The organism is Labilibaculum sp. K2S, assembly GCF_030372765.1.
GTDB lineage: Bacteria > Bacteroidota > Bacteroidia > Bacteroidales > Marinifilaceae > Labilibaculum.
The window spans coordinates 49,747-61,713 of record NZ_JAUCMW010000008.1 but is presented as its reverse complement, the minus strand read 5'-3'; the positions used below and the strand labels follow the sequence as shown (position 1 = coordinate 61,713).

The 11,967-nt window shown below is 34.3% G+C and carries 13 protein-coding genes and 2 tRNA genes; 8 read left to right on the top strand and 7 right to left on the bottom strand.

Translation table 11 applies throughout. The features are described 5' to 3' along the window. Positions 1-10 precede the first annotated feature (10 nt). A complete protein-coding gene (locus QUH73_RS11065) occupies positions 11-376 on the top strand; it encodes a hypothetical protein (protein ID WP_289530500.1) in 366 nt (121 codons plus the stop codon). 251 nt (positions 377-627) lie between these two features. Here the strand turns inward: QUH73_RS11065 and QUH73_RS11060 are convergent, their stop codons facing one another. Next, a complete protein-coding gene (locus tag QUH73_RS11060) occupies positions 628-1,371 on the bottom strand; it encodes a hypothetical protein (RefSeq protein ID WP_289530499.1) in 744 nt (247 codons plus the stop codon). A 242-nt stretch (positions 1,372-1,613) separates the two neighbouring features. After that, entirely contained in the window at positions 1,614-2,318 is a 705-nt protein-coding gene (locus QUH73_RS11055) for a Crp/Fnr family transcriptional regulator (RefSeq protein ID WP_289530498.1), read from the bottom strand. A 300-nt stretch (positions 2,319-2,618) separates the two neighbouring features. Here QUH73_RS11055 and QUH73_RS11050 point away from each other — a divergent pair, with 300 nt between their 5' ends. Next, positions 2,619-3,038, top strand: coding sequence for an OsmC family protein (locus QUH73_RS11050; RefSeq protein WP_289530497.1), 420 nt, complete (start codon positions 2,619-2,621; stop codon positions 3,036-3,038). Between the two features lie 225 nt (positions 3,039-3,263). Here QUH73_RS11050 and pheS read toward each other — a convergent pair whose 3' ends face one another. The 4 genes from pheS to QUH73_RS11030 all read right to left on the bottom strand — a co-directional run bounded on the left by pheS (position 3,264) and on the right by QUH73_RS11030 (position 6,547). After that, positions 3,264-4,286 (bottom strand): phenylalanine--tRNA ligase subunit alpha, encoded by a 1,023-nt coding sequence (gene pheS, locus QUH73_RS11045; RefSeq protein WP_289530496.1) that lies wholly within the window; start codon positions 4,284-4,286, stop codon positions 3,264-3,266. A 120-nt stretch (positions 4,287-4,406) separates the two neighbouring features. Next, positions 4,407-5,231, bottom strand: a complete 825-nt coding sequence (locus tag QUH73_RS11040; RefSeq protein WP_289530495.1) for a peptidylprolyl isomerase — start codon at positions 5,229-5,231, stop codon at positions 4,407-4,409. A gap of 109 nt (positions 5,232-5,340) precedes the next feature. Further along, positions 5,341-6,153 carry a peptidylprolyl isomerase gene (locus tag QUH73_RS11035; protein WP_289530494.1) on the bottom strand — a complete coding sequence of 271 codons (813 nt, stop codon included), beginning with the start codon at positions 6,151-6,153 and terminating at the stop codon, positions 5,341-5,343. A gap of 37 nt (positions 6,154-6,190) precedes the next feature. Further along, a complete protein-coding gene (locus QUH73_RS11030) occupies positions 6,191-6,547 on the bottom strand; it encodes a hypothetical protein (protein ID WP_289530493.1) in 357 nt (118 codons plus the stop codon). Between the two features lie 141 nt (positions 6,548-6,688). Between QUH73_RS11030 and QUH73_RS11025 the strand changes: the two genes are divergently transcribed. The 4 genes from QUH73_RS11025 (at position 6,689) to QUH73_RS11010 (ending at position 8,502) form a co-directional block, all read left to right on the top strand. Further along, a tRNA-Val gene (locus QUH73_RS11025) sits at positions 6,689-6,763 on the top strand. A 29-nt stretch (positions 6,764-6,792) separates the two neighbouring features. Then, a tRNA-Val gene (locus QUH73_RS11020) sits at positions 6,793-6,867 on the top strand. Positions 6,868-7,193: 326 nt separating this feature from the next. Next, positions 7,194-7,760 carry an RNA polymerase sigma factor gene (locus QUH73_RS11015; protein ID WP_289530492.1) on the top strand — a complete coding sequence of 189 codons (567 nt, stop codon included), beginning with the start codon at positions 7,194-7,196 and terminating at the stop codon, positions 7,758-7,760. Beyond that, entirely contained in the window at positions 7,732-8,502 is a 771-nt protein-coding gene (locus QUH73_RS11010) for a hypothetical protein (RefSeq protein ID WP_289530491.1), read from the top strand. Before QUH73_RS11015 ends, QUH73_RS11010 begins: the two co-directional genes overlap by 29 nt. 138 nt (positions 8,503-8,640) lie before the next feature. Here QUH73_RS11010 and QUH73_RS11005 read toward each other — a convergent pair whose 3' ends face one another. Continuing rightward, positions 8,641-11,490, bottom strand: coding sequence for a CHAT domain-containing protein (locus tag QUH73_RS11005; protein WP_289530490.1), 2,850 nt, complete (start codon positions 11,488-11,490; stop codon positions 8,641-8,643). 204 nt (positions 11,491-11,694) lie between these two features. Here QUH73_RS11005 and QUH73_RS11000 point away from each other — a divergent pair, with 204 nt between their 5' ends. Together QUH73_RS11000 and QUH73_RS10995 are read left to right on the top strand one after the other, a co-directional pair. Beyond that, a complete protein-coding gene (locus QUH73_RS11000) occupies positions 11,695-11,796 on the top strand; it encodes a bacteriocin (RefSeq protein WP_289530489.1) in 102 nt (33 codons plus the stop codon). A gap of 67 nt (positions 11,797-11,863) precedes the next feature. Continuing rightward, the gene (locus QUH73_RS10995; protein ID WP_289530489.1) at positions 11,864-11,965 is read left to right on the top strand and encodes a bacteriocin; all 102 of its coding nucleotides are present in this window, start codon (positions 11,864-11,866) and stop codon (positions 11,963-11,965) included. The last annotated feature ends 2 nt before the right edge of the window (positions 11,966-11,967 follow it).

Genomic DNA, 11,967 nt, shown 5'->3' with positions numbered 1-11,967 from the left:
ATTTTTTTAGATGGAGCCGTTTCATGCAACGTCAGCACGGAATGGATTATCGGTATTAAAAGAGTATGCAACATCTCTTCGTGATTTGCACGATTGCAATTTTGATAGTACTATGCACATGATTGGGCATCACCACAAAGGCGTGCAATTTTACAAATGGGAAATGATTGGGAATCCCGCACCAAAATTGATGGGCGATCTTTCCAATTTCAGACAATTCCATTTTCTGATCAGTAACAGAACCAAAAAACCACTGCCTTTTATGGTTGCAGATGGTCACAAAATAGTTGCCTTCATTGGAATAATTCCACCACACAGCACGCGACGAGGAGATGCGGTATTTGTTTTGGAATGTTTTCATGATCTCTATTTTTGATTCCTAATTCTGTCGGCAGCAACTTATAAAAAGACCCATTCTATTGGTCCTTCTGTTCTGGGAGTCGTCCTTCGCATAAAGAAGGCCTTCCTTCGCACCTGGGAGGCCTCCTTCGTAATAATTATCCAAATCTTCGCACTTGTGACCTGTCCTTCGCAAAAGTGACCTGTCCTTCGCAAAAGTGCCCCTCCCTTCTACTCTGTGACCCTCCCTTCGCAAAAGTAAGCGCTCTTCCCGGGGCTTTCAGAAGCTTATGCCTCCTCTTCCACCTTCTTTTCTCTGGCTTCTCTTAGTTTTCGGAAGTAGGCACTGGTATATTGCTCCGCCCTCTGTTCATCTTTCCAGAAAACAAAACGCCCTGCTTCGCGAATGGCATCAACAGCTTGTTTTACATGGGTGAATGCCCGGTCGCGCATTTCTTTAGCCGGCTTGTCGTTATCTACTCTGGCACCGTTCACCTTAGCCAACAGCGCTCCGCATAAATCCGATAACTCAGAGGCTCTTTCGAGTTTTTCCATTGGGTAATGAACTCCCTCCAAAGGCTCTGGATTGTTTGTTCCCAGCATGGCCAAATCCGAAAGATCCTGAAACATATCAGCATTGCCGTATCCTTCGGCAATCCGGTTAATAACATCCATCAGTTTAGGATTCTTACGATAAGCATTCCTGCTAAAATGCAAAAGCTCATCGCGCACTTCAAAAGCCTCAACCGAGAGGCTCTTCCATTGCTCCTCTGCATCCGACTTATCGGTCTGAACCTGTACCCATACTGTTTGTGCATAACGCAAGCCTCCGGCCCGAATTGGCAGATCGTCGATTAAACTCACATCCAAATCCGAAGTTGCCAACAACTCCCGATCCTTGTCTGCTATTACCGATAAATCCATAGCTTCATCAATGGCAATATCCACAGGTTGATTGAGCTCTTTAATTTCATTTTTAGCATACGCTTGATACATTGGTAACAGGGCATCAAAATTCTCTTTGTTACTCATTTTAAAAGGATTTTAGGGTTTAAAAAATTCAAAAAATATTTCTGAAAGTAAACATCCTATCGAAATAACCCAAATAAAAAATGCAAATTAATGTTAATTGAACATCCTGTTATAGTTTAACAGTGGCAGAAAAATCAGTATTAATCATATTTCCAGATACCAATTACTTCCCTAAAAAAATAATGTTAAAAAACCCCATCCGGACGAACCAGATGGGGTTGAAATATTATTGCAGGCAGACCTTACAAAATTCCGCCGACTTTTTTAAGTGCTTTGGTATTTAGTATTTTAATTTTTCGGCCATTTAGTTCAATTAGTTTGTCTGATTTAAACTCCGATAACAAACGAATTACCGATTCGGTTGCTGTTCCTACCATATTTGCCAACTCTTCACGCGTTAGTGCAATTTTAAGCGTACCATCCTCGGTCAATCCAAAAGCTGTTTCCAATTGAATTAAAATCTCGGCTAAACGTTCCCGTACCGTTTTTTGAGCAATATCAGTAATGTAATCATTTGCCTCATCCAATTCTTTGCATGTAAGCTGAATTAATTCCATTGCAAAATTAGAGTTTTCCTGAATCAGTTTGGTTAAAACATTACCTGGGATGAAACAAACGGTAGCATCTTCAATCACTTTAGCAGAAGTGCATGCCCGCTCCTGACTCAACACAGAACGAAAACCAATTAAATCGCCGGGCTTTGCAAAACGAATGATTTGCTCTTTCCCTTCCATACCTGTTTTAAATACTTTTAAAACACCCGAAAAAAGAAAGTAGCATCCTTTCGCGGAATCACCCTCAGAATAAATAATACTGCCTCTTTTATAGAAATGAACATCTTCACCCCAAAATAAAAGATTCATATCTTCTACCTTCAAATTTTGAAATCGTTCACCGAACTTCTCGGCTAACTGATTGCAATTTGGGAGAATTGGATTCTGCTTCATTAAATTCAAATTAAAACTGAAATCAATACTACTAATTCAATAACAATTCCTTTTATCGAACTTTAACCACATTTAAGTGTCTGAAAAATTATTTGGTTCGAAGGCTTTTCCTTACTTTTATTACAAATCGCTTTCAATTTGTAATCAGGTCAAATATACAAATTTAAGTTTTACTTATCCAAAAGGTAAAAAGACTAAAAATACAGCAATTATGAAACGTCCATGCACAAAATTTTTCTTACACAGGGAAATAATTTTATGGTAAGTTCCATATGGCAAATGAAAACAAATTATAATCATATGAAACACAAAGTAGAACTATCGTGGCTGGGAAACCTTGCCTACGAAACCAATATGGATGGTCATAAAATGATTACCGATGCCGGCACCGAAGTTGGTGGAGACGACAAAGGATTCCGCCCAAAGAAGCTAATGCTGACCGCTTTGGCGGGATGTACGGGCATTGATACGGCGCTAATTGTAAAAAAAATGAGGCTCGACATCCGGGATATTAAAGTATCAGTAGAAGGAGAGCTAACCGAAACTCAGCCCACTTACTATAAAAATATGCACATTACTTACGAATTCTTTGGCAAGGATCTTCCTCATAAAAAATTGGAGCGGGCCGTTAAAATATCCGAAGAATCGCAATGTGGGGTGAGTGCTTTGTACAAACAAGTGATTCCTGTTACTTCCGAGATTATTTATCATGAAGAGTAAAAAAGTCTTGAAAAGTAGAAGAGTCCAATAGTCGAAAGGTCAAACAGTCAATTTACTATTGGAAATGTGGACATGCTGCATTTGTTGGCACTATGGTTACGCCCAGTAATTATTGAAAAAAAAAATCTTCAATAGTCCACAAAATAAAAAAGTGCCTCCCGTAAGGATAGGCACTTTTTGTTTTTATCGTGTAGACTAACACATCTAAAATGTCATATTTTTTTTCTAGAATCCTGCTGCCGAAAATTGCTCCAGAAAGCGAATGTCGTTCTCGAAGAACAAGCGAAGATCTTTAATACCGTATTTCAGCATCGTGATTCTTTCGATTCCCATTCCTAAGGCAAAGCCTGTATATTTTTTATTGTCGATTCCGTTTAATTCCAAAACATTCGGATCAACCATACCACAACCTAAAATCTCTAACCAACCAGTTCCTTTGCATACATTACAGCCTTTTCCTCCGCAAAGTGAACAAGTAACATCAACCTCGACCGATGGCTCTGTAAACGGGAAGTAGGATGGTCGTAATCTAATTTCGGTTTTCTCTCCAAAAAATTCTTTCGCGAAATAAGTCAGTGTTTGTTTTAAATCTGCGAACGAAACATTCTCATCGATATACAAACATTCAATTTGGTGAAAAATACAATGAGCACGCGCCGAAATAGCTTCGTTACGAAAAACCCGGCCTGGCGTTAAACAACGAATCGGCAATTCCATTTCAGACATATCGTGCGCCTGAACCGAAGAGGTATGAGTACGCAAAATTACATCCGGATTTTTCTCGATAAAGAAAGTATCCTGCATATCACGGGCAGGATGTTCTTCAGGGAAATTTAAAGCTGAAAAGTTATGCCAGTCATCTTCAATCTCCGGACCTTCAGAAATGGTAAATCCCAAACGGGAGAAGATCTCTGTGATTTCATTTTTCACCAAAGAAAGCGGATGGCGCGAACCTAACTTAACCGGATCACCCGATAAAGTCAAATCCAAACCTGATTTTCCAAAATCAAGATTGGTGAAACTATCTTTAAGAGAATTCACTTTATCCAAAGCAGTTGTCTTTAGCTCATTAAGAGCTTGTCCTACAGCTTTTTTCTGATCATTTGGAACATCCTTAAAATCTGCAAACAAAACAGCAATACTACCTTTTTTACTAAGGTGTTTGATTCTAAATTGTTCAACTTCCTCTAATGTAGTTGCCGAAAATCCACTTAGCTCCTCCAATAAATTCTTTATTTTGTCTAACATATTTTTAATCTTTTGAAATCCGATAGTCGGCAAAGTTACAAAAAGTTTTTTCTCCTTGTTACTGAGGATTCTATTTTAGCCGGAAGATTCAATAATTATTTAAACAAATCTCTTTTTTCTTTAATATTTGAGAATTTTCACCTTCATTTTTACATCCTGATAAGGTCGGTCATTTGCATCCGTTTTAAGATTCACAATCTTATCCAAAACATCCAATCCTTCTATCACTTCCCCAAAAACTGTGTAATTACCATCAAGATGCGGAACCCCGCCCACCGTTGTGTAGGCTTTACGGCGAGCCTCAGAGTATTCCAGTCGCTCTTTGGAACTATTGTATTCGAATTCTATCGACTCTTTAATTATTTTCGCAATGGCTCTAAACTCTTCCACCTTACCGGCTTTTTTTAAGGAATCCAAAACAGCTCTTTTACTTGCAGTTAAAAACCTTTTTACGATTCGCTTTCTTAAAGGAACATTCACTTCTTTTTCCATCAAAGTCAATTCCTCATCCGTAAACACTCTTCCATGAGCAATATAAAACTGAGAAATATCCGATTCCTTAAAAATATTTACATTATCCGGCTTTCTTGGTGCAGCAATTGCACCCTTTTTATGAAAGTATTTAGGATTAAATTCTGATTCGATGGTTCTGTTCGAACTGCCGTAACCTATCATTTTTCCTGCCGGCGCATTTCTGGAATCCTGCGAGCCGCCCTGAGCCACAAAACCCTTTATCACCCTATAAAATAATGTTCCATTAAAATGACCGTTTTCTATTAACTGCAGAAAATTTTGTCTGTGTTTTGGAGTTTCCTTGTACAACATCAATTTAATATTGCCCATATTGGTCTCTATTAAAATAATTGAGTTGGTGGTTTGTCCAAATGACAGGTTCGTTATTAGCAAAATTGCAATTCCAAATAGGACTTTCTTACTAAATTTCATTCAACGATATCTTTTTAAATTTGGACTAAGATAAATAGCTAGAGTTTGAAAGCCAAAAAAAAGCTTCGCAATATATTACGAAGCTTCCATTTCCAACATGTAATGTTGTCTATTTTAAGATTTTTATTTTCATTGATATGTCCTTTAGCGGACGATCAAAATTGTCTTTTTCAACACAAGCAATCGAATCGATTAAATCCATTCCCTCGATAACTTCACCAAAAACTGTATAATTTCCATCCAAATGTGGAATTCCACCAACAGTAGTATACGCTTCAATTTGCTCTTTGCTTAATACAATCTTCTCAATATTAAATATTGAGTCTACTTCCAATTTAATGTGATCAATTTCCTCCGTCAACTTATCCAATTCACCTTCCATTTGATATTTTGAAAGAAGTTCAGCTTTTTGCATTTGCACTTTATTGAAAATGGAACTTTTTAATTTTCCATTCATTTTTATTTGCAGAGTATCCAATTCTCCAACTGTATAAACCTTGCCTTGCGCAAGATAAAATTGAGAACCTGCAGATTTCTTTTCAGGATTCACATCGTCTCCTTCCCTTGCAGCAGCAATAACTCCACGTTTGTGAAATAAACCTGCTTTAATTTCTGCAGGAATTTGATATCCAGGTCCCCCTTCGCCCAATCGCTGTCCCAACTTTGCATCTTTTGAATCAGGATCACCACCTTGAATCATGAATCCATCTATCACCCGATGAAATAAAGTGCCATCAAAATATTTTTCGTACGCCAATTTCACAAAATTATCCCGGTGAGCCGGTGTCTCATCATACAAACGGATTTTTAAATTTCCATACTCTGTTTCAATCTGAACAATTCTATCCTTTTTTCCCAACTCTAATTTTTCCTGACAGGATATAAATAGAAAAACAATGGCAATACAAATAAGATTTTTCATAGGTGCTTATAGAATTTTTAAATTTCGAATTTATCTTTTAGTTCTCAATTTCTAAATAATCATTGTCTTTAAAATATTCTACTATCGAAGATTTTAACAATAATTCTTCTTTTTCCTTAGAAAAAGGAGGAACCATTTTATTTTTCTTAAAAACCGGCCAATCATTTTCATCATACCCATCAATTTGATAGTAATTCCATTTCATCAACAGAGTACATGTTGCCAAATTGATGTGATCCATTTTTTCGTCCTTTTCATACTTCTCCTGAAAACCTTTTCCTCTTTCCTGAATCCCAATTAGTAGTAATGTTCCGTTTAAATCGGCATCTACATTAAAATCTTCAGAAATTTTATATAAAAGTTTATTCCAGTCTCTTTCTAAATTATTATCCATAGTATCAATTTTTTATGACTGATAAAAGTAAAGTTTTCTGTCTGTATTTCGACCTCACTATAAATATTTTTTCACTTTTTTAATTATTCCCCTTGCAGATACAATATTTCCATCTTATATTTGCATCGCTTTTAAGGGCAAGGGCGATTAGCTCAGTTGGTTCAGAGCACTTGGTTTACACCCAAGGGGTCATAGGTTCGAATCCTATATCGCCCACTATAAAAAGCACATATTCCCAATAATTCGGGCGATTAGCTCAGTTGGTTCAGAGCACTTGGTTTACACCCAAGGGGTCATAGGTTCGAATCCTATATCGCCCACGGAAAGATCAGATTTTCATTTGAAAGTCTGATCTTTTTTTTTGCAATAAATTATGCATTCATAAATCTTTTTATGACATCTACCGTATATTTAAATAATATGGTCAAAAAAAATAACTTTCAGGAACGTCCAAATTTGAGAGAATATTGTATATTGGATCGGTTTATGTTAAAATATCATTTTTAAAATAAAAAAACATCAATTAAATTTCAAACTTATTAGACACTTAATCAATTACTTAGATGATAAAGTGCACTTTTTTTTACTTTTTTTTACTTTTTGTGGGTTACCTTTTGGCCATTAGAGGAATAAAGGGATAGGAAATATGGATTACACTACGGAAGCGATACTTGAGGGGATCAGCATGAGCAATAATGATGTATTAAATTACATCTACAGCAAATTCTTCCCAAGTATTCGGAATTTTATAGAAAACAATAACGGAAACGAAGAAGATGCAAGAGATCTTTTTCAAGAAGCCATTATTGTAATCTACCGTAAAATGAAAAAAGAACCTTTGGTTCTGAATTGTAATTTTAAGACCTATATCTATTCAATTTGTAGGCTTTTATGGTTGAAACAACTTGAGAAAAGAAAAAATAGCAACGAAATTAATTCAGAAGCTATTTTAGACAATAGACTAGATGAAGCAACGCAGACCTACTATCAAACCGAAAGGTACAGGCTGTATCAAAAACACTTCAAACTTCTAGGCTCAGATTGTAAGAAGGTGCTTCAGCTAACTCTTGAAAAGGTTTCCTTAAAGGAAATATCCGAAATTATGGGATACAAGAGTGAGAAATACGCAAAAAAGAAAAAGTATCAGTGCAAACAAGCATTAATGGAAAGTATTAAAAGTGATAATGAATTTAAAGAAGTATATGATGAATGAAATGAATTTTGACCGTATCGAGGATTTTCTTGACGGTGATCTAACAGAAAGCCAATTGAAGGAATTCGAGAAGGAATTACTCGAAGATTCAGATCTTCAAATGGAACTTGACCTTCATATGGAGGTTAATGAGGCCATAATGGAACAAGACGTTATGGATCTTAGAAACAAATTAGAGGCTATTGAAATACCTTCTAATCCTACTCAAAAGCGAAAGCTGAAATTTTTGACTAAGTGGAATATTGCCGCGGCGTCCCTTGCATTTGTAATTGGTTTAGGGAGTTTAATGTACATCATGAACAATCAGTCCACTTATTCAAACGATAAAGTTTTTAGCAACTACTATAAACCATACAACGTTGTTATCAATACTCGTTCGTCGGACATCATGATCGATAATTTATTAGTAACGGCTTTAAAAAGCTATGAAACTAAAGATTATCGAACCGCTTTGACTTTATTCAAAAAAATATTGGATAAAGACAGCACGAACATCACAGGTAATTTTTATTCGGGTATTTCGAATATCGAAATTAATGAGTACTCAAAAGCAAATAAAAATTTCACTAGAGTACTAAAGCATAAGAATAACCTGTTTATAGAGCAATCTGAATGGTATCTTGGTTTTTGTTACCTCATGACAAATGAGAAAGAGAAAGCTCTTAAGCAATTTTATGTAATCGCCCAGGGAAACAGTTTCTATAAGACAAAAGCTTTAGAAATCATCAACAGGCTGGAATAGATCACTTCATCATTCATCAAAAATAAAGAAAGCCATCCAATAAAATTGGGTGGCTTTCTTATGTTTTTAATTTTACAGTAAACTCTTTTTCAAAAGCTAATAAAACCTTATTTGGGAGCGATGATAGTACTAATGAAATTAAGCAGCTTTACTTTTGAATTTTTTTCGAAAAAATAAGAGTAGAATTATTCCAACAGAACCAAAAACAAAGTACATCAATTTATGAATAAGACCATCATCATACAAAGGATCAACATCTCCTAAAGTAACATATCCAGACCAAAAATAAGGATGAGATTTTAATGCATCAGCTGTTTTTAAATACTCCAATTTAGCCTGACGAAGAGCATCATCTTTCTTCAATCCATGAGATAAAAAGGTATAGAAATTACTCATTAGATTTGATCCGGTTTTATCTTCTACTGTCCATAAGGTCATAATTACACTTGGACAACCTGCATAGAAGAAACCCCGGGCTAAACTCATTACTCCTTCTCCCTTCAATAACTTACCATCACCAGTGTTACAAGCACTTAAAACAACCATTCTTGCATTAAAATTCATGTTGTAAATTTCATGCGTATTTAGAAGGCCATCTTGTAAAGAATCAGAATTTTGTGTGAAAACCAGTTTTGAATACATCGGATTTTCATCATCAATGATAGTGTGCATTGCCAAATGGAGCACATCGTAATCACCCGAATTCGCCTTAAAATTAGCTTCCGTGGCCCTATCATCAAGAAACAAATCGCCAGGAATCACTTTTGATATGTTAATAACTTCCTCCTTTACTCCAGGCAAAGGATATAATTTATCCCGGTAAGCTCTTTCAGTAAATAATATTGAATCATTTACATCATTATAAGACGGTGCAAAAGCTAAAATCGATTTGGTTGAAGAAAATCCATAGTTGCTCGAATGATTTTTGAAACCAAGAGTCGCTGAATTGTGGTAAGTAATTGAATTATATTTTATTAAATATTCCAGATTTCTATAATTCATCGTTGTAGTATCCGCTTCCTTTTTCAAAAGCACACCAAATGGAATGTAAGCCATTTTATCATCAGGAATTATTAGAAGATTTTTACCAATAAGCAAACTATCCTTTCCATTCAATAAATGCTGATATAAATGATAAGCTGATTTTGTATATCTTTTATAATAATCAGCACTATTATTCGCAAAATCATTCGTCTTCAAACAATTACGAACCTCCTCCAAATGGTAATCAAAACTATCTTTTACAATCTTCTCCCGCTCAACTTCAAAACTTGATTTTGTGATTACAAAAGAAAAAAGTGATGAATCAGAAATTGAATATTCAATCAATAAATCATTATCATTTAATCTGCTTTGTAATTCTTCAATATCGATGGTTTTGGTATCGTATTTCAGTGCGTAATACTCCGGATAATCCTCCTCAAAACGAAGAACCATTTGATTGTATTCCTCATTCAAATTGAAAAGTACATTTTGCCATCCGCTAATTGAATCACGATCTGGTGTTTGTTTTCTTCTTTCGTCATGAACCAATTCACGATACTTAGCAATATTCAACTTCAAATTTGTTTCCTTCTCCTGCAATTCTGTTGAAATACCTCCGAAATTTTTTGCATTCACATCGTTTAATGAAGACAGCAAACTAGCCGATTTTGAACGCTCAGAATATATAAAAGCTTTCTCTTTGTATTTTACATCTTTGGTAAATTGATACAATTTTACCGCTATCTCAATTGCTTGATTATAGGTTTCTTTTTCATTTTTTGAAAGAGCAAATTTACTTTCTTCATCTTGATAGGCAATTCTAATTTTATCAATAATATCCAGACAAAGATCATAGGTTTGTAAACTGAAATCCAAATCTGAAATACTATTGGTTTTATCGTATAAATATCGAAGAGTAACAGCCTTAGGTTTTAAAATTTCTAAAATGGAAAGCTGTGGATCAAGTTCATCCATAGTAGGGTTGATGTAAACCGTACTGTTATTGAAATTATCCAATTCAGAAATTAAAGCTTTTTGATAATATTGTAATGCATTTAAATGATCTTTTTTCTTAAAATAGTAATCACCAAAATTCTTTAAACAATGAGCTGTACCGGGATGTTTATTATCAAAGTTTTTATTATATATATTAAGAGCTAAATTTAAATAAGGTAAAACATTTATATCATTATTAATCTCATCTTGGAAAACAGCATAATTTAAGTAATAATCTCCCAGCAAATAATAATCATCACCATTTATCTCTTTTACTTCAGATATACTTTTCTGATAGTATTTATCAGCTTCCACATAATTACCTAGCTTTTTATAACAGTTACCAATTGTATTTCTTGTAATGGAAGTATTTCCAACATTTTCTTTTATTTTAAAATCTAGTGTTTTTAAGAAATAAGAAAGAGCTTCAGAGTAATTATTTCTTTTATAAAAGATAATCCCTAAATTTTGATAGGTTTGAGACAACCATCTTGATTCTTTCTGGTGATCCATTAAAGATAAAGCTTTTTCATAATAATTTTGAGCTTTAACCAAATCACCATAATTATTAAAAATAATTCCTTTATTTACATAAATTGGAATCAATTTATTTGAATTAACTCCAAACTTAGTGATGGTAAACCTCTCAGCAAAATCATAATACCTTAAGGACTTTTTCCAATCTCCTACTCTTCCTAATAAAACACCAAAATTCACATAAGTCCTGTAAATCATAACATTATCGGACAAACCACCTTGATTAATAGTACCAATAGCATTTTCAAAAGACTGAATTGAATACTCAAACTCGCCTTTTCTTAAAAATCCAACTGCTCTATCAAATTGCTCCTGTAGTAACGAATCAGATTTACCTATTACAGAATTATTCTGCTTTTCTAAATCTGAATTAGTGCTAAAATTAGTACTTCCACTAAAAATGAAGAGAAGAAAAAGAAGAAAAAGAAGAAAAAGAGGAAAGATAAGAATCTTTTTTTGAAAATTTTTCACGCTCAAGTTGAGTTTTATAATATTCTTACTAACAATGAATTAAACCAAATAATAAGGCTAATAAAAATCTAAATATAGGGCTATTTTTTTATTTTTTTTAAAAAAAAGTCTGTTTCGAGGGTTACCTTTTTCAAAAAAAGGGAATAAAGGGGTGTAATCGATAAAAAAGGTAAACAATTAGAATCTATACAAAAACATGTAACAATGAAAAATTTTGAAATAGTATCTCAGGAAGAATTACAGAACATCAAGGGTGGTATCAACGAAATGACTGATGTAAGTACTTGTGAAGATTGCATCGTGTAAATACTTAATTGACCAAATTCCATTTTCCTATAGTAAACCTAGTATTGACCAATAAAACAAAACAGCAATGAAAAATTTTGAAATAGTATCTCAGGAAGAATTACAGAACATCAAGGGTGGTATCAACGAAATGACTGATGTAAGTACTTGTGAAGATTGCATCGTGTAAAT